Raw genomic sequence first — 23,563 nt, 5'->3', positions numbered from 1 at the left:
CGCTCGCCTGCTCGCCCAGCGACTCCGCTACGACGGGAAGGGCCCGGTCCGCTGACGGACCGGGCCCTTTCGCGCGCTGTACGGAAGGTCAGATCACCGACTGGGAGCTGCTCGGTGAGGTCGCCTCCGTGGTGCCGGGGGCGCTGGTCTCCACCGGGGAGGAGGCGGGGCCGCTGGCCGAGTCGGAGGTTTCCGGCGTGCTCGGCGGCGGCTCCGAGGTCGGCGGCTGGCTCGTGGGCGGCTGACTGGTCGGCGGCTGACTGGTGGGCGGCTGGCTCGTCGGCGGCTGACTGGTGGGCGGCTTGGACGACGGGGGCTTGGACGAGGACGGCGGCTTCGTCGGCGGGGTCGTCGTCCCGCCGGTCGGCCCCCGTGTCCCGCTCGGGTCGTCCGACGGCTCGGCCGTGTCCGTCGGGGTGGGGTCGTCGGAGGTGCCGGGAGTGCCGTCGGGGCCCGGGTCGGTCGGGCGGCTGGTGGCCACGCCGGTGTCGGAACCGTCGTCGTTCTTCGGCTCGTCGGCGCCCAGGCTGCCGTCGTCCACGCCCTGGCTGGCCGACGGGTTGACGCCGACCTGGTTGGACGGTTCGTCGGGGGTGTTGTCCGACGTGGCGCCGAGCGTCACCACCGTGCCGAGCACCGCCACGAGCAGCGCGCCCGCGCCGGAGGCCACGAGGTTGCGCCGGGCGAACCCGCGGAAGCCACCACGTGCCTTGTGGGCCCCCGAGGGCGCCCCGGCGGGCCCGGAGCCCACCACGGTCGCGGTGGACGAGGACGCCCGGTAGGTGACCAGCGTGCCGCTGTCGGAGGGCGGCTGGAGCGGCGGGAAGGCCGCCGGCACACCGCCCGGGGGCGACTGCGACTCCTCGTACCGCGCGTCCGGGACCTCCTCGCCCGCCCGCGCGCCGAGTCCGGCCAGGGCGCCGAGGCCCGGTGTGTCGCCGGAGCGGTCGGCGACCAGGGCGAGGGCGCGACGGCCGGCGACGGTGCCGCGCTTGTCGGCGAGGGCGCCGCGCAGGCCGATGGAGGCCTCCAGTTCGGCGCGGGCCCGGTCGAGATCGTCCTCGCAGAGCGCGAGGACGCCCAGCTCGTGGTGGAAGTAGGCCTGTTCGGCGACCTCACCGGCGAGCCGGGAGGCCTCGGCGCCGAGGCGCAGCGCCCGCTCCCACACACCCCAGTGACCGCCCGCGGCGAACCCGGGCGCCGCCGTGCGGGCCAGGCGTACGGCCGGGCTGTCCTCGTCCTCGGCGGGCGGTGCCGTGTGGGGCACCAGCACGCCGAGGGCGGCGAGCAGGGCGTCGGCCTCGGCGCACACCCGCTCGGGGGTGACCGAGGGGTGCCCGGCCCACCAGGCGTAGTGCTGGGCGGCGGTGAGCGCGCGGGCCCGGACGTCGTCGCCGTATCCGGCGGCCTCCAGTTGGGCCAGGACACCGGCGGCGAGCCGGTAGTGGGCGCCGACCGGCGTGACCAGACCGCAGGAGACCAGCTCGCCGAGCGCGGCGTCCGCGTGGGTGTCGTCGACCAGGGCGGGCAAGTGCGCCTGGTCGGGCACCTCACCCCCGAGCGCGACGGCGAACCGCAGCGTGGCACGCGCCGAGTCGCTGAGCCGGGCGGCCAGCAGCGGGGCGGGCGCGGCGGCTTCGCCGAGCGAGGGCAGCGGGACGCTCTCCCCCTCGCCCGCGGCGGCGTCGTAGGGAGTGTCGAAGGGCGCGTCGACCGGGGGCGCGTCCGCGAAGACGCCGAACTCGTCGACGGCGCTCGCGCCGGCCCGCAGCCGGTCGCGCTGCCGGAGCAGGGCGCCCGCCTGAACGAAGCGCAGCGGCAGTCCCTCGGACTCGAACCAGAGGTCGCCCGCCCAGTTCGACTCCTCCTCGGTGAGGACCCGGCCGACGGCGCGCTCCAGGAGCTCCAGTCCGTCGGCGCGTTCCAGGCCGCCGAGGAAGACCTCTTCGAGCAGGGAGTCGGCGGACGGGGCGGGCACGTCGGGCGTGGCCGCGATCAGGAAGGCGCACTCGGGTGTGGCGTCCAGCAGCTCGTCCAGGGCGGCGCCGCCGAACTCGACGTCGTCGAGGACGACGACCGCGCCGATCTCGCGGACGCAGCTGCGCAGTCCGTCCCGGTCCGGGCGGTGCAGGGGTGCGTTGTGGACGGCGTAGAAGAGGTCGTGGAGCAGGTCGTCCACCGTGCGGTGGTAGCCGCTGAGGCGGATCACACCGTCGGGGGCGAGGTCCGCGCAGTCCTCGGCGGCGACGTCGAGCAGGCTGGTGCGGCCGGTGCCGGCCGGGCCGGTGAGACGGACGGAGCGGCCGCGGGCGAGGAGTCGCACCAGCCGCTCGCGCTCGTCCTGGCGGGCCAGGAGCGGCAGTTCGGGCAGCGCCGGGCCGGGTGGTACGGGCGGCCTGGTGGCGCGGGCGACCTCGGCCCGCGCGGCCGTGGTGAGCTTCTCGGGCCGGCCGGGGCGTTCACCCGGCGGGCAGATCTCTATCTCGCTGCCGTCGACCGGGTTGACGGTCAGCAGGTAGTCGCCCGTGACGAGCTGCACCGTCCGGGCGAGGGCGGGTGTGTGCGGTGCGAAGTCCGGTGTCAGGGAATCCCTGGTTGGGCGCTGCCGCGGGGCATGGCTGTCCCCGTCGTGGCCGTACCCCTCGGGTTCCCGGTTGTTCGGGTCCATAGGTTTTAGCCCCCCAAAAGCGTCGTGTGCCAGCTCCGGCCCCTCCCGGCCTGTTGCACACCGCGCTGTCGCTTCTGGTCCGGACCCGCTCCAGGGTTGTTCACACAGCGGGCGACCGAACCCTAAACCTTCGCACAGTATCTACGACAGCCCGGAGTACCGCGCCGTGCGAGACGTCACAGTCTCGTGAGGATTGCGCACGTCCTGCGTATCGTGACGCGCCGCGCGGGGCACCCTCGTCGCCCGCTTCACACACGATCGGGTCAGTCACACGCGTGGCAGGGACTCCACGCCGATGCCGCCCTCGATCGCCAGGATGCGGTGCAGCCGGGTGGCGACGAGCAGACGCTGCATCTGCGGCGGTACATCGCGCAGGACCAGCCGTCGGCCGCAGCGGCCGGCCCGCCGGTGCGCTCCCATGATCACCCCGAGTCCGGTGGCGTCCCAGGAATCCAGCTCGGACAGGTCCAGGACCAGATCGCCGACTCCGTCGTCGACGGCCGAGTGCAGGACCGTACGGGCGTCCGCCGCGCTGCGGACGTCGAGGCGGCCCCCGACGACCAGCTCGACGTGGTCGCCCCTGATGTGCATATGCGCTCCCCGTGAGTGCGTGCGTGTCTCCGTGTCGTGCCGGGTGGTGCTGTGTTCACAGCTGATGACGGTGATGCAACCTCTGACGGTGTGAGACCCTCGGAGGTTGCCGTCCGTAAGCGAACCGATACCGAATTCACCCCCGGGTGTGATGCCCGTGGGGTCTGTGCGGTTTCAGTGCTTGTAGAAGCCCTGCCCGCTCTTGCGTCCGATGTCACCGGCGTCCACCATCCGGCGCATCAGCTCCGGCGGGGCGAACTTCTCGTCCTGGGACTCGGTGTAGATGTTGCTGGTGGCGTGCAGCAGGATGTCGACGCCGGTGAGGTCCGCCGTGGCGAGCGGGCCCATGGCGTGGCCGAAGCCCAGCTTGCAGGCGAGGTCGATGTCCTCGGCGCTCGCGACGCCCGACTCGTAGAGCTTGGCGGCCTCGACGACGAGGGCGGAGATGAGACGGGTGGTCACGAACCCCGCCACGTCCCGGTTGACGACGATGCAGGTCTTGCCGACGGACTCGGCGAACTCCCGCGCGGTGGCGAGGGTTTCGTCGCTCGTCTTGTAGCCGCGCACCAGCTCGCACAGCTGCATCATCGGGACCGGCGAGAAGAAGTGCGCACCGACGACCCGCTCCGGACGCTCCGTCACGGCCGCGATCTTGGTGATCGGGATGGCGGAGGTGTTGGAGGCGAGCACGGCGTCCTCGTGGACGATCTTGTCGAGCGTGCGGAAGATCTCGTGCTTGACCTCCAGCTTCTCGAAGACGGCCTCGACGACGACGTCCGCGTCGGCGACGGCGTCCAGATCGGTGGTCGCGGTGATCCGGGCGAGGGCGGCGTCGGCGTCGTGCGCTTCGAGCCTGCCCTTGCTCACGAACTTGTCGTACGACGCCTTGATGCCGTCGGTGCCCCGCTTGAGCGCCTCGTCGGTGACGTCCCTGAGGACGACCTCCCAGCCCGCCTGCGCGGAGACCTGAGCGATGCCGGAACCCATCAGGCCGGCACCGATGACGGCAAGCTTCCGTGCCACTGTCGCGACTCCCCTTTGAAACGCCTTACACCATGTTTAAGTTGCCTCTTCGGCGGACCTTAGCGCTCGTGAGGGGCCGCGTGGCGGGTTAGTAATGCGCGTCACGTCTCAGATGACGGACATCACACCGGAGAGGCCATTCGGCGCCCCGGACGGCCTAGTTGGGCACGTTCGGCGCTCCCTGGCGGAGGGCTGCCGCCCCCTTCTCCTGGACTTACGCTGACCTCATGGTCAATCTGACGCGCATCTACACGAAGACCGGCGACAAGGGCACCACCAACCTCGGTGACATGAGCCGGGTCGCCAAGACCGACCTGCGGATCGCCGCCTACGCGGACGCCAACGAGGCGAACGCGGTGATCGGCACGGCGATCGCGCTGGGCGGGCTGGAGGAGGAGGTCGTCAAGGTCCTCACCCGCGTGCAGAACGACCTGTTCGACGTGGGGGCCGATCTGTCCACGCCCGTCGTGGAGAACCCCGGGTTCCCGCCGCTGCGGGTCGAGCAGTTCTACATCGACAAGCTGGAGGCGGACTGCGACCGCTTCAACGAACGGCTGGAGAAGCTGCGGTCCTTCATCCTCCCGGGCGGCACCCCCGGCGCGGCCCTGCTCCACCAGGCCTGCACGGTCGTCCGCCGGGCCGAGCGCTCCACCTGGGCCGCGCTGGAGGTCCACGCCGAGGCGATGAACCCCCTCACGGCGACCTACCTCAACCGCCTCTCCGACCTCCTGTTCATCCTCGCTCGGACGGCGAACAAGGAGGCCGGGGACGTGCTGTGGGTGCCGGGTGGGGAGCGCTAGCCTCTGGCTCGCGCCGCCTGCCACAGGCCGGTGACGCCGAGTGCGCCGCCGACGCACATCATGACCAGGCCGACCTTGGTCAGGGTGACGACCGGGACCTCCACGTTCTCGGTGAACAGCCACAGGGGCAGGCCGATCAGGAAGGTGACGGCACCTTCCACCAGGTTTCCGCGCGCCTTGCTCATCGCCGCACCCTCTCCTTCTCCAGCGTCACCTCGGACTCCCCCGCAGGTGCCTTCCGCGGCCAGATCCAGTAGCTCAGGGCGACCACTCCGTGGATACCGGCGGCCCGCCAGGCGGCGTAGCGCCAGCTCTCCAGGGAGCCGGTGCGGGAGGGTTCGTCGACGTACCAGATGGCGAGCTGGAGGAGGACGGTCGCCACGGCGGCGCCGGTGACCGTGCCCAGCCACACCGCGCCCTCGTGCCGGGCGCGGGCCATGCCGTAGCGGGGCGGGCCGAGGGGCCTCGCGGCTCCGGCAAGCCGGTGGGCGGCGTGGCCGTCGAGCCACTTCACGGTGCGGTGGCCGTGGCCCACCGTGTAGCCGATGTACAGGGCGGCCAGGCCGTGCTTCCAGCTCGGGTCGGCGCCGTTCTTCAGGTCCAGCGCGGTGACGACCAGCAGCACGACCTCCAGCAACGGCTCGCACAGCAGCAGCGCCATGCCGGTGCGCGGCATCCGCAGCAGGTACCTGAAGGCCAGGCCGGCGGCCAGCAGTACCCAGAAGCCGATCTCACAGACGATGATCAACGTGACGACCACGACTCGCTCCTCTCGGTCACCCTTCCAGGCTCCCGGCGGAACGCGCGCCGATCGTCGTCGGCGGTGACGAACTCGCGGTACATCGAAAGATGCAGCCCAGGACCGTTCCCGGGAAGCAGGCGGACGGCGCGCGGGGCGTGTTGTATGGAGGACATGGCCCTGCGACTTGAGCGCCCCCACCGCTTCGACGTGTACCTCGCGGTCGGCGGGCTGCTCGGCGGAACGCTGCTGGCGGGTATCGGCCTCGGAGTCCGGACGTCCAGAGACCCCATCACGCTCTTCGACGGCCCGTGGCCGGTCCTGGCGCTGCTCGCGGTGATGTCGGGCTGCGAGCTGCTGCGCCGGACCGCCCCGCGCGTGGCCCTGCTGACCGGCACGGTCGCGGTGACCGCGGACCTCATGACCCAGGGCAACGTGGCCACGCTGCTGATGTTCACCGATGTCGTGTACGCCGCCGTCCTGTACGGCCCGCCCGCCTCGGCCCGCCGTATCCCGAGGATCACCGGACTGCTCACCGTGGCGGGGACGGTGGTGCCGTTCGCGGTGTGGCGCGTGCCGGAGGCACTGCTGATCGGCCTGTTCGTCGGTGCCGTGTCCTTCGGTCCGGCGGCCACCGGCTGGATCGTCCGCAACCACCGCGACGCCGCCGAGGCCGCGCAGTTGCGCGCCGAACAGACCGCGCTGCTCGCCGAGATGGACCGCACCCAGGCCGTCGCCTCCGAACGCGCCCGTATGGCCCGCGAGTTGCACGACATGGTCGCCAACCACCTCTCCGCGATCGCCATCCACTCCACGGCCGCGCTCTCCCTTGACGACCCGAAGACCTCCCAGGACGCGCTGGCCGTCATCCGCCAGAACAGCGTGGAGGGACTCTCGGAGATGCGCCGGCTCATCGGCATCCTGCGCGACTCCAGCGGCGACACCGAGCCGGTCGCGGCCCCCACCCTGGACGGACTCGGCGCCCTGGTCGAGGGCGCCCGTACCAACGGCCTCGACGTGACCCTCGACGTCACGCACGAGGCCGTCCCCACCCCGGTCGAGCTCGCCGCGTACCGCATCGTGCAGGAGTCCCTGACCAACGCCCTCAAGCACGGCTCCCCCGGCCGGGTCGCGGTGGTGCTCGCCCAGCGGGACGGCTCCCTCACCGTCACCGTGACGAGCCCCTTCGGGGACCGTGACGGGCCCCGCGCGCCGGGCTCGGGTGCCGGTCTGGTCGGGATGCGGGAGCGGGTCGCCCTGCTCGGCGGTGTCTTCGAGGCCGCCCCGGAGGACTCGGCGGACGGCAAGATCTGGGCCGTCCGCGCCACGCTTCCCCTGCCCGAAGGAGACCCCGTATGAGCAGTGCCGTCCGTGTCCTCGTCGCCGAGGACCAGTCAGCCGTCCGGGCGGGGCTCGTCCTCATCCTGCGCAGCGCCCCCGACATCGAGGTGGTCGGCGAGGCGGCGGACGGCGAACAGGCGGTGGCGCTGGCCCGGGAGCTGCGGCCGGACCTGGTGCTGATGGACGTACAGATGCCGCGTCTGGACGGGGTGTCGGCGACCCGGCAGGTCGTCGCCGAGGGGCTGGCCGACGTGCTCGTCCTGACCACCTTCGACCTCGACGAGTACGTCTTCGGGGCGCTGCGGGCCGGCGCCTCGGGCTTCCTGCTGAAGAACACGGAGGCGAAGGACCTCGTGGAGGCCGTCCGCACGGTGGCCCGCGGCGAGGGCCTCATCGCTCCGGCCGTCACCCGCCGGCTGATCGCCGAGTTCGCGGCGAAGCCCGTACGGCAGCCCGGCGCGGACCCCGCGGTCCTCGACACACTCACGCGCCGCGAACGCGAGGTGCTGGCCTGTCTGGGCGAGGGGCTGTCCAACGCGGACATCGCCACCCGGCTCGACATGGCGGAGGCGACGGTGAAGACGCACGTGAGCCGCCTGCTGGCGAAGCTGGAGCTGCGCAGCCGGGTCCAAGCGGCGGTGCTGGCGCAGGAGTTGGGTGTCTGAGCCGCAGCGAACCCACGCAAGCCGGGTGGTCCAGACCTATTGACCTGTGGTCCAGACCTTTCTATCCTCGCGGCACTGCGGGCCTGACGGCTCAGGTCATGCCCCGACAACCCCACGAGGAGGCGCAGCATGCGCTTCAGACACAGAGCCGCGGCGGGTCTCGCGACCCTGCTGCTCCCGTTCGCCGGCCTGGTCGGCCTCGCGAGCCCCGCCCAGGCCGCGCCCACCGCGACCGCCACCTACGCCAAGACCCAGGACTGGGGCTCCGGCTTCGAGGGCAGGTGGACGGTGAAGAACACCGGCACCACCACCATCAGCTCCTGGACCGTCGAGTGGGACTTCCCCTCCGGCACCGCCGTAACCTCCGCCTGGGACGCCGACGTCACCTCCGCCGGCACCCACTGGACCGCGAAGAACAAGTCCTGGAACGGCACCCTCGCCCCCGGCGCCTCCGTCTCCTTCGGCTTCAACGGCTCCGGGTCCGGCTCCCCCGCCAACTGCAAGCTCAACGGCGGCAGTTGCGACGGCACTTCGGTCCCCGGCGACTCCGCCCCCTCCGCCCCCGGCAAACCCACCGCCTCCGACATCACCAACACCTCGGTGAAACTGGCCTGGAGCGCGGCCACCGACGACAAGGGCGTCAAGAACTACGACGTCCTGCGCGACGGTGCGAGGATCGCCACCGTGACGTCGACCTCGTACACGGACACCGGCCTGACCGCCGGCACCGACTACTCCTACTCCGTGCAGGCCCGCGACACCGCCGACCAGAGGGGCCCGGTCAGCGGCGCGACCGCCGTCCGCACCACCGGCGGCACCACGGACCCGCCCCCGACCGGCGACAAGGTCAAGCTCGGCTACTTCACCGAGTGGGGAATCTACGGCCGTAACTACCACGTCAAGAACCTGGTGACCTCCGGCTCCGCGTCGAAGATCACGCACATCAACTACGCGTTCGGCAACGTGAAGAACGGCCAGTGCACGGTCGACGACACCTTCGCCGCCTACGACAAGGCCTACACCGCCGACCAGTCCGTCAGCGGCACCGCCGACACCTGGGACCAGCCGCTGCGCGGCAACTTCAACCAGCTCCGCCAGCTCAAGGCCAAGTACCCGCACATCAAGGTGCTGTACTCCTTCGGCGGCTGGACCTACTCCGGCGGCTTCGGGCAGGCCGCGGCCAACCCGGCCGCGTTCGCCAAGTCCTGCAAGGCCGTGGTCGAGGACCCGCGCTGGGCGGACGTCTTCGACGGCATCGACATCGACTGGGAGTACCCGAACGCCTGCGGTCTGACCTGCGACACCTCGGGACCGGCCGCGTTCCGGAACCTCTCCCAGGCACTGCGTGCCGAGTTCGGCCCGAACTACCTGGTCACCGCGGCCATCACCGCGGACGGCTCCGCCGGCGGCAAGCTCGACGCGGCCGACTACGGCGGCGCCGCCCAGTACCTCGACTGGTACAACGTGATGACGTACGACTACTTCGGCGCCTTCGACGCGGACGGCCCCACCGCCCCGCACTCCCCGCTGACCTCGTACCCCGGCATCCCGGCCGCGGGCTTCAACTCCGCCGACGCCATCGCCAAGCTCAGGGCCAAGGGCGTCCCCGCTAAGAAGCTGCTGCTCGGCATCGGTTTCTACGGCCGCGGCTGGACCGGTGTCACCCAGTCCGCCCCCGGCGGTTCGGCCACCGGAGCCGCACCCGGCACCTACGAGGCGGGCATCGAGGACTACAAGGTCCTGAAGAACTCCTGCCCGGCCACCGGCACCGTCGCGGGCACGGCCTACGCCCACTGCGGCACCAACTGGTGGTCCTACGACACTCCCGCGACCATCGCCGGCAAGATGACCTGGGCCAAGAACCAGGGCCTGGGCGGCGCGTTCTTCTGGGAGTTCAGCGGCGACACCACGGGCGGTGAGCTGGTGACCGCCATCAACAACGGTCTGAAGTAGGACCGCTACGCCACATTGACGCGCTGACCGGGCGGGGCTGCCTCCAGCCACGCGAGGAAACCGGTCAGCGCGTCTTCGCTCATCGCGAGTTCCAGGCGCGTGCCCCGGTGCAGACAGGTGAGGACGATGTGGTCGGAGAGCAGCGCCAGCTCCTCCTCGCCGTCGGGAAGACGGCGGCCGGCCACCTCGATCGACGCGCGCTCCAGGACGCGGCGCGGGCGGTAGGCGTAGGAGAAGACGCGGTACCACTCGACACGGTCGCCGTTGTAGCGGGCGACACCGTAGCTCCAGCCCTTGCCGCTGGTGTCGGTCTTCTCCGGGACGTCCCAGCGCAGCGAACAGTCGAAGGTGCCGCCGGAGCGCTGGATGAGCCTGCGGCGCAGGCCGAAGACGAACAGCCCCAGCACCACCAGAGCCACGACCAATCCGCACACAGTCAGGGCGAGGACCATCGACACCGACCTCCTCGTCTCCTTGGTTACGGACTCTTTCGGTTACGGATTTCTCGGTAACGAAATGGAAAAAACACCCACATTTGCCTCAGCCGCGGCCGGGTACCGGATCGCTCCGGTCCCAGCCGCGGCTGAGTGACGTCATCGTATGGCGAGCGAGGTCAGTGCCCCGTCGCCGCGCGCAGTCGGACGTCCGCCCGACGCTCGGCGGAGGCGTCGCCCTCCGCCTTCGCGCGCTCGAGCTCGCGCTCCGCGCGCTGGACGTCGATCTCGTCCGACAGCTCGGCGATCTCGGCCAGCAGCGACAGCTTGTTGTCCGCGAACGAGATGAAACCGCCGTGCACCGCGGCGACGACCGTTCCACCTTCACTCGTACGGATGGTCACGGGGCCCGACTCCAGCACACCGAGCAGCGGCTGGTGACCGGGCATGACGCCGATGTCGCCGGACGTGGTGCGCGCGACGACCAGGGTGGCCTCGCCGGACCAGACCTCTCGGTCGGCCGCGACCAGCGCGACGTGCAGCTCAGCAGCCAAGGGTGGCTCCTCGGGTCACCACCCGGCGGGTCTGCCGGGTGTTGGTTACAAGTCTAGTAGGCGTACGAAGAGGGGCGGGACGCAGCCCGCCCCAGGAGCCTGTCGTCAAACTCCCGCCTGCCCGGCGACGCCTGGCACGCCCTTTCGGGCGGACGACGGGAGTTTGACGACAGGCTCCACACGAGCGCGAGGCTCAGGAGACGCCCAGCTCCTTGGCGTTGGCCTTGAGGTCCTCAATGCCACCGCAGAGGAAGAACGCCTGCTCCGGGAAGTGGTCGTAGTCGCCGTCGATGATCGCGTTGAACGCGGTGATCGACTCGTCCAGCGGCACGTCCGACCCGTCGACGCCGGTGAACTGCTTGGCGACGTGGGTGTTCTGGGACAGGAAGCGCTCCACACGACGGGCACGGTGGACGACGAGCTTGTCCTCTTCGCCCAGCTCGTCGATACCGAGGATCGCGATGATGTCCTGAAGGTCCTTGTACTTCTGGAGGACCGTCTTGACGCGCATCGCGGTGTTGTAGTGGTCCGCCGTGATGTAGCGCGGGTCCAGGATGCGGGACGTGGAGTCCAGCGGGTCCACGGCCGGGTAGATGCCCTTCTCGGAGATCGGACGGGACAGAACCGTCGTCGCGTCGAGGTGGGCGAAGGTGGTGGCCGGGGCCGGGTCGGTCAGGTCGTCCGCGGGGACGTAGATCGCCTGCATCGAGGTGATCGAGTGACCACGGGTCGAGGTGATGCGCTCCTGGAGGAGACCCATCTCGTCGGCCAGGTTCGGCTGGTAGCCCACCGCGGAGGGCATACGGCCGAGCAGGGTCGAGACCTCGGAACCGGCCTGCGTGAAGCGGAAGATGTTGTCGATGAAGAACAGCACGTCCTGCTTCTGCACATCGCGGAAGTACTCCGCCATGGTCAGACCGGCGAGGGCCACGCGCAGACGGGTGCCCGGGGGCTCGTCCATCTGGCCGAAGACCAGGGCGGTCTTGTCGATGACGCCCGACTCGGCCATCTCCTCGATGAGGTCGTTGCCCTCACGCGTGCGCTCACCGACACCGGCGAACACGGAGACACCGTCGTGGTTGTTGGCGACGCGGTAGATCATCTCCTGGATGAGCACCGTCTTGCCGACGCCGGCACCGCCGAACAGGCCGATCTTTCCACCCTTGACGTACGGGGTGAGAAGGTCGATGACCTTGACGCCGGTCTCGAACATCTCGGTCTTCGACTCGAGCTCGTCGAAGTTCGGCGCCTTGCGGTGGATGGTCCAGCGCTCACCGTCGTAGGTCTCGTCGCTGTTCAGCACCTCACCGAGGGTGTTGAACACCTTGCCCTTGGTGAAGTCACCGACCGGGACGGAGATGCCCGTGCCGGTGTCGGTGACGGCGGCCTGGCGGACCAGACCGTCGGTGGGCTGCATGGAGATCGTCCGGACCAGGCCGTCACCCAGGTGCTGGGCGACCTCCAGGGTCAGGATCTTCTTCTCGCCGGCGTTGGCCGGGTCGGCCACCTCGACGTGAAGGGCGTTGTAAATCTCCGGCATCGCGTCGACGGGGAACTCCACGTCGACGACCGGGCCGATGACCCGGGCGACGCGGCCCGTGGCAACGGCCGTCTCAACTGTCGTCGTCATTACCTGTCACTCCCCGCGGTCGCGTCGGCCAGGGCTGCGGAGCCACCGACGATCTCGCTGATTTCCTGGGTGATTTCGGCCTGGCGGGCCGCGTTGGCAAGCCGCGAGAGCGTCTCGATGAGCTCTCCGGCGTTGTCGGTGGCCGACTTCATCGCGCGCCGCGTGGCGGCGTGCTTGGAGGCGGCCGACTGGAGGAGCGCGTTGTAGATACGGCTCTCCACGTAGCGCGGCAGAAGGGCGTCGAGGACGTCCTCCGCCGAGGGCTCGAAGTCGTACAGCGGAAGGATCTCGCCCTGGGGCGTGGCCTCCGCCGCGACCTCGTCGAGGCTGAGCGGCAGCAGACGGTCGTCGAGCGCCGTCTGCGTCATCATCGACACGAACTCGGTGAAGACGATGTGGAGCTCGTCCACGCCACCCTCGGCCGTCTCCGTCTCGATGGCCTCGATCAGCGGCGCCGCGACCTTCTTGGCGTCCGCGTACGTCGGCTGGTCCGTGAACCCGGTCCACGACTCCGCGACCTTGCGCTCACGGAAGTTGTAGTGCGCGAGACCACGCCGGCCGACGATGTAGGTGTCGACCTGCTTGCCCTCGCGCTCCAGGCGCTCGGTCAGCTGCTCCGCCGCCTTGATGGCGTTGGAGTTGAAGGCACCGGCCAGACCGCGGTCGCTCGTGAGGAGCAGCACCGCGGAACGGGTCGCCGTCTCCGCCTCCGTGGTCAGCGGGTGCTTGGTGTTCGAACCGGTACCGACCGCCGTGACCGCGCGGGTGAGCTCGGTCGCGTACGGCGTGGAGGCCGCCACCTTGCGCTGTGCCTTGACGACACGCGAGGCGGCGATCATCTCCATCGCCTTGGTGATCTTCTTGGTCGCGGTGACGGATCGGATGCGACGCTTGTAGACCCGGAGCTGGGCTCCCATGAGTCAGGTCCCTTCCTTACGTCACTTGGAGACGTTGACGGCCGGGGCGTCCTCGCCGAGCAGCTTGCCGTCCGACGTCTCGAACTGCTTCTTGAAGTCGGCGATGGCGTCGGCGATGGCCGTCAGCGTGTCGTCGGACATCTTGCCGCCCTCCTTGATGGAGGTCATGAGGCCCTGCTCCTTGCGGTGCAGGTACTCGAGGAGCTCCTTCTCGAAGCGGCGGATGTCGGCGACGGGGACCTCGTCCATCTTGCCGGTGGTACCGGCCCACACGGAGACGACCTGGTCCTCGGTCGGCATCGGCTGGTACTGAGCCTGCTTGAGCAGCTCGACCAGACGCTGACCGCGCTCCAGCTGGGCCTTGGAGGCCGCGTCCAGGTCGGAACCGAAGGCGGCGAACGCCTCCAGCTCACGGTACTGGGCGAGGTCCAGGCGCAGTCGGCCGGAGACCTGCTTCATCGCCTTGTGCTGCGCGGAACCACCGACTCGGGAGACGGAGATACCGACGTTCAGCGCGGGGCGCTGACCGGCGTTGAAGAGGTCCGACTCCAGGAAGCACTGGCCGTCGGTGATGGAGATGACGTTGGTCGGGATGAACGCCGAGACGTCGTTGGCCTTGGTCTCGACGATCGGCAGACCGGTCATCGAGCCGGCGCCCATGTCGTCGGAGAGCTTCGCGCAGCGCTCCAGCAGACGGGAGTGCAGGTAGAAGACGTCACCCGGGTAGGCCTCGCGCCCCGGCGGGCGGCGCAGCAGCAGGGACACGGCGCGGTAGGCGTCGGCCTGCTTGGAGAGGTCGTCGAAGATGATGAGGACGTGCTTGCCCTCGTACATCCAGTGCTGGCCGATGGCCGAGCCGGTGTACGGCGCCAGGTACTTGAAGCCGGCCGGGTCGGACGCCGGGGCGGCGACGATGGTCGTGTACTCCAGCGCGCCGGCCTCATCGAGGGCGCCACGCACGGAGGCGATGGTCGAGCCCTTCTGGCCGATGGCGACGTAGACGCAGCGGACCTGCTTCTTCGGGTCGCCCGAACGCCAGTTGTCACGCTGGTTGATGATCGTGTCGACGGCCAGGGCGGTCTTGCCGGTCTGACGGTCACCGATGACCAGCTGACGCTGGCCACGGCCGATCGGGGTCATCGCGTCGACGGCCTTGTAGCCGGTCTCCATCGGCTCGTGCACCGACTTACGGGCCATGACGCCCGGAGCCTGCAGCTCAAGGGCACGACGACCGCTGGTCTCGATCTCGCCGAGGCCGTCGATCGGGTTGCCGAGGGGGTCGACGACGCGGCCGAGGTAGCCCTCGCCCACGGCGACCGACAGGACCTCGCCGGTACGCGTGACCGGCTGACCCTCCTCGATGCCACTGAACTCACCGAGGACGACGGCGCCGATCTCGCGCTCTTCCAGGTTGAGCGCGAGGCCGAGGGTGCCGTCCTCGAACTTCAGCAGTTCGTTGGCCATGGCCGAGGGCAGACCCTCGACCTTCGCGATGCCGTCGCCGGCAAGGGTGACCGTACCGACCTCCTCGCGCGAGGCCGCGTCCGGCTGGTACGACTGGACGAAGTTCTCCAGCGCGTCCCGGATCTCCTCCGGCCGGATCGTGAGCTCCGCCATCTGGGTTCCCTGCTCTCCTTGTTGGGCCCGAAGTTTCACTTTGGGGGTCTGGGGGCTACCCCCAGGATTCTTCTGCACGGCCCAACCAGGGCCGTAATAAGTACGTACTGCTATGAAGTTGCTGCTAGCCCGCCAGTCGGCGGCCGGCGTCCGCGATACGGTCCGCGAGGGAGCCGTTGATGACCTCGTCACCGACCTGCACCCGGATCCCGCCGAGGACCTCGGGGTCCACGTCGAGGTTGAGGTGCATCGAGCGGCCGTAGAGCTTCGCCAGGGATGCACCCAGGCGCTGCTTCTGCGGGTCGCTCAGCGGAACCGCCGAGGTGACGACGGCCACCATGCGGTCCCGGCGCTCGGCGGCGAGCTTGGACAGGGACTCCAGTCCCGCTTCCAGGCTACGTCCCCGCGGCGCGGCCACAAGGCGCGTCACCAGACGCTCGGTCTGAGCGGCGGCCCGGCCGCCGAGCAGACTGCCCAGCAGCTCGCCCTTGGCCGAGGTGGTGGCCTTGCGGTTGGTCAGCGCGGCGCGCAGCTCGGTGTTCGAGGTGACGATCCGGCCGAACCGGAACAGCTCGTCCTCGACACTGTCGAGCGTGCCCGCCTTCTGCGCGGCGGTGAGGTCGGCGAGGTTCGCCAGCTGCTCCAGCGCGTCCACCAGGTCGCGCGACTGCGACCAGCGGGAACGCACCAGGCCGGCGACCAGGTCGGCGGTCGGGCCGCTGACCTGGGAGCCGAGCAGGCGCTGGGCCAGCCCGGCCTTGGCCTCACCGGACTGCGCCGGGTCGGTCAGGACCCGACGCAGGCCGACCTCGCGGTCGAGCAGCGCGGTGACGGCGGCCAGCTCGTCGGCGAGCGTGCCGGCGTCCGCGGACGTGGAGTCCGTCAGCGCGTCGAGACGCTCACGTGCGGCTGCCAGGGCCTCGCGGCTCGCTCCGTTCATCGCGTGGCCTCGGCCTTCTCCTCGAGCTCGTCGAGGAAACGGTCGATGACGCGGCTCTGCCGGGCGTGGTCCTCGAGGGACTCGCCGACGAGCTTGCCGGCCAGGTCGGTGGCGAGCTTGCCGACGTCCTGGCGCAGCGCGGACGAGGCGGCCTTACGGTCGGCCTCGATCTGGGCGTGACCGGCGGCGACGATCTCCTCGCGCTGCCGCTGGCCTTCCGCGCGCATCTCGGCGATGAGCGTGGCGCCCTGTTCCTGCGCCTCCTGGCGCAGACGCGCGGCCTCGTGACGGGCCTCGGCGAGCTGAGCCTTGTACTGCTCAAGAACGCTCTGGGCCTCGGTCTGGGCGGCCTCGGCCTTCTCGATACCGCCCTCGATGGCCTCGCGGCGCTCTTCCAGAACCTTGTTGATGTTCGGGAGGAGCTTCTTGGCGAGGAAGCCGAAGACGATGACGAAGGCGATCAGGCCGATGACAAGCTCGGGGATCGGCGGGACGAGGGGGTTCTCCCCCTCGGAGGCCGCGATCGTGAGCAGGGGGCTCATATGTATGGCCTTTCGTCTGGTCGGCTGGTCCGATGGGCGGTTTAGTTGTAGCCGTAGACGAACGGCATGACCAGACCGATCAGGGCGAGCGCCTCACAGAAGGCGAAGCCGAGGATCTGGTTGGCGCGGATCAGGCCGGCCGCCTCGGGCTGACGGGCAAGAGCCTGGGTGCCGTTACCGAAGATGATGCCGACGCCGACGCCCGGGCCGATCGCGGCGAGGCCGTAACCGATGGAGCCGAGCGAGCCGGTAACAGCTGCAAGGGTCTGGGACATGCCAGTTCTTCCTTTTCTTTACGGACCGGTGGGGGTTGGCCACCGGACGATCTGTGGAGGTGGAAGGTCAGTCGCTCAGTGGTGCTCGGCGAGCGCGCCCTGGATGTAGGTGCACGTCAGCAGGACGAACACGTACGCCTGAAGGGCCTGGATGAACAGCTCGAAGGCGGTCATCACGATGACCATCACGAAGGAGACACCCGCGTAGGCGATACCGAAGCCGTTCAGCATGTACCAGCTGGCGATCGTGAACAGCAGCAGCAGGGTGTGACCGGCGAACATGTTCGCGAAGAGTCGCACGGCGTGGGTGAACGGGCGGATGAGCAGGTTCGAGAACAGCTCGATCGCCATCGACAGCGGCAGCACCGGGCCGAGCGACTTGTCGTATCCGGTGACGTTCTTCCAGAAGCCGACGAAGCCGTGCCGCTTGAAGGTCAGGGACACCCAGAGGATGTAGACGATCAGCGCCAGGACCAGCGGGTAGGAAATGATCGAGGTGACCGGGAACTGGGCGATCGGGACGATCGACCACAGGTTCAGCATCCAGACGAAGAAGAAGAGGGAGACGACGAGCGGTACGTACTTCTCGCCCTCCTTCTTGCCGATCGTCTCGTAGACGACTCCCCGCCGGATGAAGTCGTAACCCGCCTCGGCGACCATCTGGAGCTTGCCGGGCACGACCTGCGGCCGGCGGAAGGCGGCCCAGAAGAATCCGACGATGATGATCGAGCCGAGCAGCGCCAGCAGCATCGTCTTGTTGAAGTACAGGTTGCTGTCCCCGTCACCCATCAGGGGCTGGAACAGGAACGAGTGCAGGCCGGGCGACACTTCCGCGAAGCCACACCCGTCGAACAGGTGGCAGTTGGTGTCGAAGGCGAGCACCTGCGTCGGGTCAGCACTCACCGCGGGCTCCTTCAGCGTGGCGCATAGGTACGGCAACCTCGTTGTGTCGGCGCGGCATGCAGCCGCGGTTCGGCACGGGACTGGTGTTTCGGATGTGGGGGCGGCTCTTGGGCATCTCGCCTCGCGATTGAGCAGGCGTCAGCTCAGATGCCCGCGCCCGCGATGCCGCAGTTGGCACCGGACGATAGCAGGAGATCTCACACGCCTTTATCCCGGCCCTACCCCTCACGACGAGTGCCCCGATTTTTCGGGTTCGACGTAGAGGATCTTGGCCTTCATGTGCGCACGGGTCTGTGCGGCAATCCATGCGAGGGTGCCGACGACCAGCGTGAACGCGAAGGCCCTGGGGTGGAAGAGCGTGGTGTTCTTGAACGCGGCCATGAAGATGAACAGCAGCAGGATCTGTGCCGCGTAAAGCATGAGGCCCATCGCCTGGAAAAGGTGCGGAAGCGATTTGGCGGTGCGCTGGAGGATGTAGAGACCGAGCCCCATGAAGAGGATCACGACCAGCGTCGCGACGATCGACCCGATCGCTCCCTTGCCACCGACGACCACACCACTGACGACGGCGGCGATGCCGCCGGCGGCAGCTGTGGGCACAGCGGCCTGGAGCAGGATCCGGACGTCGTTGGACGGCATGGCGGCAACTCCGCTTTCGCAGGGGGGCAGGGGTGTCGTCATGGACGAGCGTAGTCCCGGGTGGAGTGTGAACCTCACGCCAAGGAACCGTCGCACTGCGGTCCTTCGACTCTGTCCCGGGTTCTCGTGAACCGTATCACAAACTATTTGATGCGGTCTTTACCTACCGGGTGTGCTAGCTGTCACACATGAGAGTGAACCTGCGCGTCTGTGCAGAAACACGGTCGCCTTGTCTGGTATTGGGGGCGTTTGCGTGCCCACCCCACTCCCACGCGTTGGCAATGCTTTAGTCAGATTCTTACCTTGGCCGTCAGCGGGACGTTCCGGCCTTACGCCGGTCCGGGTGGTGCGAACGGCCGCCGAGAGCGGTCGCCCCGTTGACTCCGGACACTCCGACCACGACCGGGGCACGGCGCTCCTCCTCGGCCGGGACGCCGTCCTGGCCGGCGTGCTCCGCCATCGCCGGACCGGCTTCCGCTACGGCCCCGCGGCGACGGTAGCGCGGCGGCACGAAGTGCTCGGCCCAGCGCGGGGCACGCGGGGTGAAGCGGGGCAGCAGAAGCAGGAGCAGCCCGATCGCGCTGAGGAACACCACACCGAGCACGATCCACATGGACGCCGAGTTCACCGAGTACGCCAGCGCCCCGAAGGCGATCAGCGCCGACCAGAAGTACATGATCAGCACCGCGCGGCTGTGCGAGTGGCCGATCTCCAGCAGCCGGTGGTGCAGATGACCGCGGTCGGCGGCGAAGGGCGACTGGCCGCGCCAGGTGCGGCGCACGATGGCGAGGACCAGGTCGGCGGTGGGCACCGCGATGATGGTCAGCGGCAGCAGCAGCGGGATGTAGACGGGAACCGTCTGGTGCACGGCCGCCTGCTCGGACCCGGCGAAGAGCTTCAGCGCGTCGGGGTCGACCTGCCCGGTGATGGAGATGGCGCCCGCGGCCAGCACCAGCCCGATGAGCATCGAGCCCGAGTCACCCATGAAGATGCGCGCGGGGTGCATGTTGTGCGGCAGGAAGCCCAGGCACATGCCCATCAGGATCGCCGAGAACAGCGTCGCCGGGGCGGCGGCCTCGATGCCGTACGACACCCAGACGCGGTAGGCGTACAGGAAGAACGCGGCCGAGGCGATGCAGACCATGCCGGCCGCGAGGCCGTCCAGGCCGTCGACGAAGTTCACCGCGTTGATGGTGATGACGACGAGCGCGACGGTGAGCAGGGTGCTCTGCCACTGGGTCAGCGCGACCGAGCCGACGCCGGGGACGGGCAGCCACAGGATCGTCAGGCCCTGCATGACCATGACGCCGGCGGCGATCATCTGGCCGCCCAGCTTGATCAGGGCGTCGATCTCGAACTTGTCGTCCAGGACGCCGATCAGCCAGATCAGCGCGGCACCGCTCAGCAGCGCCTTGGGCTCGTTCGACTTGGCGAAGACCTCGTTGAGGTTGGCCAGGTGGTCCGCGACCAGCAGGCCCGCGCACAGTCCGAAGAACATGGCGATCCCGCCGAGCCGCGGAGTCGGTTCCCGGTGCACGTCACGGGCCCTGATCTCCGGCATCGCTCCGGCCACGATCGCGAACTTCCGTACCGGCCCTGTCAGCAGATACGTCACCGCGGCCGTGATGCAGAGCGTCAGCAGGTATTCACGCACGGGCTTCCCCACAGGTCTCGCTGGCCATCTCAGCCCCACACCCTAGCGATGCGCGCATACGGTTGGGGACTTCCGGGTAGCGACGATGGTTGCACGTGTGGCTGTGTACGTACGTCCGCCTACCCCCGCTCAGCCGGGATACGGCGGAAATCCGCCGACCAGCTCCCGTACTTCTTCACGTGCTTTCTGGCTCTCGGTCTCACCCTTGAGGACCCCCGCGAGCAGGACGGCGATCCGCGCCATCTCCACCTCCCCCATGCCCTGCGTGGTCACCGCCGCCGTGCCCAGACGCAGACCGCGCAGGTCCGCGTGCGGCAGGGCGCAGCAGTCCAGGACGATCCCCGCGGCGGCCAGCCGGCCCCGTGCGGTGCGTCCGTCGACGCCGAGCGGTGCCGGATCGGCCGTCACCAGGTGGGTGTCGGTCCCGCCGGTGGTGATGACGAGCCCCTGCGCGGCCAGCCCGGCGGCCAGCACGCGCGCGTTGGCGACCACCTGATGGGCGTACGCCGTGAAGGCCGGTGTCGCCGCCTCGCCGAACGCGACGGCCTTGGCGGCGATGGTGTGCATCTGGGCGCCGCCCTGGGTGAACGGGAAGACGGCCCGGTCCACCCGCTCCGCCAGGTCGGCGCCGCACAGGATCATGCCGCCCCGGGGGCCCCGCAGCACCTTGTGGGTGGTGGCGCACACCACATCGGCGTACGGCACCGGACTGGGCGCGGCTCCCCCGGCGACGAGGCCGATGGGGTGGGCGGCGTCGGCGATGAGGTAGGCGCCGACCTCGTCGGCGACCTCGCGGAAGAAGGCGTGGTCGATGTGCCGGGGGTAGGCGATGGACCCGCACACGATCGCCTTGGGGCGGTGCGTGCGGGCCAGTGTCCGCACCTGCTCGTGGTCGATGAGCCCGGACTCCGCGTCCACGCCGTAGCCGACGAAGTCGAACCAGCGGCCGGAGAAGTTCGCGGGCGAGCCGTGCGTGAGGTGGCCACCGTAGGGCAGGCCGAGGGCGAGGACGGTGTCGCCGGGGCGCAGCAGGGCGGCGTAGGCGGCGAGGACGGCGGAGGAGCCGGAGTGCGCCTGCACGTTGGCGTGCTCGGCCCCGAACAGCGCTTTCGCCCGCTCCACGGCGATCCGCTCGGCGACGTCCACGATCTCGCAGCCGCCGTGGTGCCGGGCACCCGGATAGCCCTCCGCATACTTGTTGGCGAGCGGCGAACCGAGGGCGGCCAGCACGGCCGGTGAGCAGAAGTTCTCGGCGGCGACGAGCTGCAACGACGTCGACTGCCGGTCGAGCTCCCCGAGAAGGATCTCGGCCAGCTCGGGGTCCTGCCGCAACAGGACGTCTGCGGTCTCGGGGGCATGGGTGACCGACATGGTGGACTCCGGGGCGACGTGTTTTTTGTGCGCCGTGGTGACGTACGTCCAATGTAGGCCCGGGGTGCGTGGGGTGCTCGGTTGTTACGTCCTTGCAGGTACTCCGGTGAGAGCCGTGACGACCGGATCGATCGCCTCGTTTATCTCGTCCCCGATCGACCGGAAGAAGGGCAGCGGGGCGCCGTAGGGGTCGAAGACCTCGTCCGCCTCCGCCGTGGGGGCCAGGAGCCACCCGCGTAGAGCTGCCGCGGCGCGGACCAGGGCCCGGGCGCGGGCCACCATGCCGTCCTCCAGGGGCGGCAGCGTCGCCGGGTCTATCGCCTTCACCAGGCGGGTGAACTCCTTCAGCGTGAAGGTGCGCAGGCCCGCCGAGTGCCCCATGGAGATGACCTGGGCACGGTGGTCACGGGTGGCGGTGAGGACGAGGTCGGCCATGATGACGTGCTCGTCGAGGAGTTCACGGCCGGTGAAGCCGGTGGCGTCCGCGCCGAAGTCGGCCAGCACGGTCTCCGCGTTGGCCTCCATCGGCGCGCCCTCGTGCCCCCAGGTGCCGGCACTCTCCACGACCAGCCCGCCCCACAGCGGATCGCCGAGCCGGTCCGCCAGGGCATGCCGGGTCAGCCGCTCGGTGATCGGTGAGCGGCACACGTTGCCGGTGCTGACGTGGAGGATCCGGAAGGTGTCACGCGGCAGACCCGTGAAGGTCCGCGTCTCTTCCCCGTCCCATATGCCACGCCCCGCGTCAGGGGCCGTCAATTCGCCACCTCGAGGTCGGGTACGACCTTCCTGAGCTCGTCGGCGGTGAGCGCGCCCTCACGCAGCAGCAGCGGCACCTCGCGGGTGACGTCGACGATCGAGGACGGCACGATCCCCGGGGTCGGGCCGCCGTCCAGGTACACCGAGACCGAGTCGCCGAGCATCTCCTGCGCGGCGTCGCAGTCCTCCGGCGCCGGGTGGCCCGTGAGGTTGGCGGAGGAGACGGCCATCGGGCCGACCTCGGTCAGCAGCTCGATGGCGACCGGGTGCAGTGGCATGCGCACGGCGACGGTGCCACGGGTGTCCCCCAGGTCCCACTGGAGGGACGGCTGGTGCTTGGCGACCAGCGTGAGCGCGCCCGGCCAGAAGGCGTCGACCAGTTCCCAGGCCAGCTCGGAGAAGTCCGTGACGAGGCCGTGCAGGGTGTTCGGGGAGCCGATCAGGACAGGGGTGGGCATGTTGCGGCCCCGGCCCTTGGCCTCCAGCAGGTCCTGCACCGCTTCCGAGGAGAACGCGTCGGCGCCGATGCCGTACACCGTGTCGGTCGGCAGCACCACGAGCTCGCCACGGCGGACGGCGGACGCGGCTTCGCGCAGACCGGTCGTGCGGTCGGTCGCGTCATTGGTGTCGTATCGCCGAGCCATGTCTAGCGGGCCTCCTCGTACACGTACTTCCGGGAAAGAGCGGGTGCGGCGCTCACGGCAACGCCTTGCGGGCCGTGGCGAAGCGCGGGCGTTTGTTGAGGTCGGGGTGGTCGGCCGCGTCGGCCCAGCCCCGTGCCTCGGTGAAGATCCACGGCACCTGCCCGCCCTGGGTGTCGGCGTGCTCGATGACGACGACACCGCCCGGGCGCAGCAGCCGGTGGGCGGTGCGTTCGATGCCGCGGATCAGGTCGAGGCCGTCCTCGCCGGAGAACAGGGCGAGTTCGGGGTCGTAGTCCCGCGCCTCGGGGGCGACGTACTCCCACTCGGTCAGCGGGATGTACGGCGGGTTGGAGATGACCAGGTCGACCTGGCCGTCGAGGTCGGGGAAGGCGTCCAGGGCGTTGCCCTGACGCAGGTCGACCCTGGACCCCTCCATGTTCTTGCGGGTCCACGCCAGGGCGTCCTCGGACAGCTCCACGGCGTGCACCCGGGAGCGCGGGACCTCCTGGGCGAGGGCGAGCGCGATGGCGCCGGAGCCCGTGCACAGATCGACGATGCACGGCTCCACGACGTCCATGGCGCGTACGGCGTCTATGGCCCAGCCGACCACGGACTCGGTCTCGGGACGCGGGACGAACACCCCGGGGCCGACCTGGAGTTCCAGGTACCGGAAGAAGGCCCGCCCGGTGATGTGCTGGAGCGGCTCACGCTGCTCGCGCCGGGCGATGACCTCCCAGTAGCGGGCGTCGAAGTCGGAGTCCTTGACGGAGTGCAGCTCGCCCCGCTTCACGCCGTGCACGAACGCGGCGAGCTCCTCCGCGTCGTTGCGCGGCGAGGGCACGCCGGCGTCGGCCAGCCGCTGGGTGGCCTGGGCCACCTCTGCGAGCAGCAAGCCTCGGGGGTTTGG

The 23,563-nt window shown here is 69.8% G+C and carries 24 protein-coding genes; 4 read left to right on the top strand and 20 right to left on the bottom strand.

The window, feature by feature from the left end; all coding sequences use genetic code 11:
* Nucleotides 1-88: 88 nt before the first annotated feature.
* The 3 genes from SLINC_RS30745 to SLINC_RS30735 form a co-directional block, all read right to left on the bottom strand.
* A complete protein-coding gene (locus SLINC_RS30745; protein WP_067439741.1) occupies nucleotides 89-2,668 on the bottom strand; it encodes an ATP-binding protein in 2,580 nt (859 codons plus the stop codon).
* 267 nt (nucleotides 2,669-2,935) lie between these two features.
* The gene (locus tag SLINC_RS30740) at nucleotides 2,936-3,259 is read right to left on the bottom strand and encodes an STAS domain-containing protein (protein WP_054220485.1); all 324 of its coding nucleotides are present in this window, start codon (nucleotides 3,257-3,259) and stop codon (nucleotides 2,936-2,938) included.
* A 174-nt stretch (nucleotides 3,260-3,433) separates the two neighbouring features.
* A complete protein-coding gene (locus SLINC_RS30735) occupies nucleotides 3,434-4,282 on the bottom strand; it encodes a 3-hydroxyacyl-CoA dehydrogenase family protein (protein ID WP_067439739.1) in 849 nt (282 codons plus the stop codon).
* Between the two features lie 227 nt (nucleotides 4,283-4,509).
* Here SLINC_RS30735 and SLINC_RS30730 point away from each other — a divergent pair, with 227 nt between their 5' ends.
* On the top strand, nucleotides 4,510-5,082 hold the full coding sequence (locus SLINC_RS30730) for a cob(I)yrinic acid a,c-diamide adenosyltransferase (protein WP_067439736.1): 573 nt from the start codon (nucleotides 4,510-4,512) through the stop codon (nucleotides 5,080-5,082).
* Here the strand turns inward: SLINC_RS30730 and SLINC_RS30725 are convergent.
* Complete coding sequence (locus SLINC_RS30725; RefSeq protein WP_067439733.1) at nucleotides 5,079-5,267, bottom strand: DUF5708 family protein; 189 nt, start codon at nucleotides 5,265-5,267, stop codon at nucleotides 5,079-5,081. The two genes, SLINC_RS30730 and SLINC_RS30725, sit on opposite strands and share 4 nt — an antisense overlap.
* A complete protein-coding gene (locus tag SLINC_RS30720; protein ID WP_067439730.1) occupies nucleotides 5,264-5,842 on the bottom strand; it encodes a hypothetical protein in 579 nt (192 codons plus the stop codon). Before SLINC_RS30720 ends, SLINC_RS30725 begins: the two co-directional genes overlap by 4 nt.
* A 153-nt stretch (nucleotides 5,843-5,995) precedes the next feature.
* Between SLINC_RS30720 and SLINC_RS30715 the strand changes: the two genes are divergently transcribed.
* The 3 genes from SLINC_RS30715 (at nucleotide 5,996) to SLINC_RS30705 (ending at nucleotide 9,780) form a co-directional block, all read left to right on the top strand.
* Nucleotides 5,996-7,180: a sensor histidine kinase gene (locus SLINC_RS30715; protein ID WP_067445885.1), complete on the top strand. Its 1,185-nt coding sequence runs from the start codon at nucleotides 5,996-5,998 to the stop codon at nucleotides 7,178-7,180.
* The gene (locus SLINC_RS30710) at nucleotides 7,177-7,827 is read left to right on the top strand and encodes a response regulator (protein ID WP_067439727.1); all 651 of its coding nucleotides are present in this window, start codon (nucleotides 7,177-7,179) and stop codon (nucleotides 7,825-7,827) included. The genes SLINC_RS30715 and SLINC_RS30710 overlap by 4 nt, the downstream gene beginning before the upstream one ends.
* Nucleotides 7,828-7,956: 129 nt before the next feature.
* A complete protein-coding gene (locus SLINC_RS30705; RefSeq protein WP_067439724.1) occupies nucleotides 7,957-9,780 on the top strand; it encodes a glycoside hydrolase family 18 chitinase in 1,824 nt (607 codons plus the stop codon).
* Nucleotides 9,781-9,785: 5 nt separating this feature from the next.
* Here SLINC_RS30705 and SLINC_RS30700 read toward each other — a convergent pair whose 3' ends face one another.
* The 15 genes from SLINC_RS30700 to prmC all read right to left on the bottom strand — a co-directional run bounded on the left by SLINC_RS30700 (nucleotide 9,786) and on the right by prmC (nucleotide 23,548).
* Nucleotides 9,786-10,232, bottom strand: a complete 447-nt coding sequence (locus SLINC_RS30700) for a DUF2550 domain-containing protein (protein WP_067439721.1) — start codon at nucleotides 10,230-10,232, stop codon at nucleotides 9,786-9,788.
* Nucleotides 10,233-10,393: 161 nt separating this feature from the next.
* Nucleotides 10,394-10,768 carry a F0F1 ATP synthase subunit epsilon gene (locus tag SLINC_RS30695; RefSeq protein ID WP_067439717.1) on the bottom strand — a complete coding sequence of 125 codons (375 nt, stop codon included), beginning with the start codon at nucleotides 10,766-10,768 and terminating at the stop codon, nucleotides 10,394-10,396.
* Between the two features lie 193 nt (nucleotides 10,769-10,961).
* Complete coding sequence (atpD, locus tag SLINC_RS30690) at nucleotides 10,962-12,398, bottom strand: F0F1 ATP synthase subunit beta (RefSeq protein WP_067439714.1); 1,437 nt, start codon at nucleotides 12,396-12,398, stop codon at nucleotides 10,962-10,964.
* Entirely contained in the window at nucleotides 12,398-13,315 is a 918-nt protein-coding gene (locus tag SLINC_RS30685; protein ID WP_067439711.1) for a F0F1 ATP synthase subunit gamma, read from the bottom strand. The genes atpD and SLINC_RS30685 overlap by 1 nt, the downstream gene beginning before the upstream one ends.
* Nucleotides 13,316-13,336: 21 nt before the next feature.
* On the bottom strand, nucleotides 13,337-14,932 hold the full coding sequence (gene atpA / locus SLINC_RS30680) for a F0F1 ATP synthase subunit alpha (RefSeq protein ID WP_067439708.1): 1,596 nt from the start codon (nucleotides 14,930-14,932) through the stop codon (nucleotides 13,337-13,339).
* 124 nt (nucleotides 14,933-15,056) lie between these two features.
* Nucleotides 15,057-15,872: a F0F1 ATP synthase subunit delta gene (locus SLINC_RS30675; protein WP_067439706.1), complete on the bottom strand. Its 816-nt coding sequence runs from the start codon at nucleotides 15,870-15,872 to the stop codon at nucleotides 15,057-15,059.
* Nucleotides 15,869-16,414 carry a F0F1 ATP synthase subunit B gene (locus tag SLINC_RS30670; protein ID WP_067439704.1) on the bottom strand — a complete coding sequence of 182 codons (546 nt, stop codon included), beginning with the start codon at nucleotides 16,412-16,414 and terminating at the stop codon, nucleotides 15,869-15,871. The genes SLINC_RS30675 and SLINC_RS30670 overlap by 4 nt, the downstream gene beginning before the upstream one ends.
* Before the next feature lie 41 nt (nucleotides 16,415-16,455).
* On the bottom strand, nucleotides 16,456-16,689 hold the full coding sequence (gene atpE, locus SLINC_RS30665) for an ATP synthase F0 subunit C (RefSeq protein WP_033275524.1): 234 nt from the start codon (nucleotides 16,687-16,689) through the stop codon (nucleotides 16,456-16,458).
* Nucleotides 16,690-16,764: 75 nt separating this feature from the next.
* Nucleotides 16,765-17,592 carry a F0F1 ATP synthase subunit A gene (atpB, locus tag SLINC_RS30660; RefSeq protein WP_067439701.1) on the bottom strand — a complete coding sequence of 276 codons (828 nt, stop codon included), beginning with the start codon at nucleotides 17,590-17,592 and terminating at the stop codon, nucleotides 16,765-16,767.
* Between the two features lie 225 nt (nucleotides 17,593-17,817).
* Entirely contained in the window at nucleotides 17,818-18,231 is a 414-nt protein-coding gene (locus tag SLINC_RS30655) for a hypothetical protein (RefSeq protein ID WP_067439698.1), read from the bottom strand.
* A gap of 310 nt (nucleotides 18,232-18,541) precedes the next feature.
* Entirely contained in the window at nucleotides 18,542-19,885 is a 1,344-nt protein-coding gene (locus SLINC_RS30650) for an MraY family glycosyltransferase (protein WP_067439696.1), read from the bottom strand.
* 129 nt (nucleotides 19,886-20,014) lie between these two features.
* Nucleotides 20,015-21,256: a serine hydroxymethyltransferase gene (locus SLINC_RS30645; RefSeq protein WP_067439693.1), complete on the bottom strand. Its 1,242-nt coding sequence runs from the start codon at nucleotides 21,254-21,256 to the stop codon at nucleotides 20,015-20,017.
* An 84-nt stretch (nucleotides 21,257-21,340) separates the two neighbouring features.
* Nucleotides 21,341-22,012 carry an arsenate reductase/protein-tyrosine-phosphatase family protein gene (locus SLINC_RS30640; protein ID WP_067439691.1) on the bottom strand — a complete coding sequence of 224 codons (672 nt, stop codon included), beginning with the start codon at nucleotides 22,010-22,012 and terminating at the stop codon, nucleotides 21,341-21,343.
* Nucleotides 22,009-22,656: an L-threonylcarbamoyladenylate synthase gene (locus tag SLINC_RS30635; RefSeq protein WP_067439688.1), complete on the bottom strand. Its 648-nt coding sequence runs from the start codon at nucleotides 22,654-22,656 to the stop codon at nucleotides 22,009-22,011. Before SLINC_RS30635 ends, SLINC_RS30640 begins: the two co-directional genes overlap by 4 nt.
* Nucleotides 22,657-22,708: 52 nt before the next feature.
* The gene (gene prmC / locus SLINC_RS30630) at nucleotides 22,709-23,548 is read right to left on the bottom strand and encodes a peptide chain release factor N(5)-glutamine methyltransferase (RefSeq protein WP_067439685.1); all 840 of its coding nucleotides are present in this window, start codon (nucleotides 23,546-23,548) and stop codon (nucleotides 22,709-22,711) included.
* Nucleotides 23,549-23,563 lie beyond the last annotated feature (15 nt).

The organism is Streptomyces lincolnensis (assembly GCF_001685355.1).
Lineage (GTDB): Bacteria > Actinomycetota > Actinomycetes > Streptomycetales > Streptomycetaceae > Streptomyces > Streptomyces lincolnensis.
The sequence above is the reverse complement of the archived record's forward strand: the minus strand, read 5'-3'. Positions and strand labels throughout refer to the sequence as shown.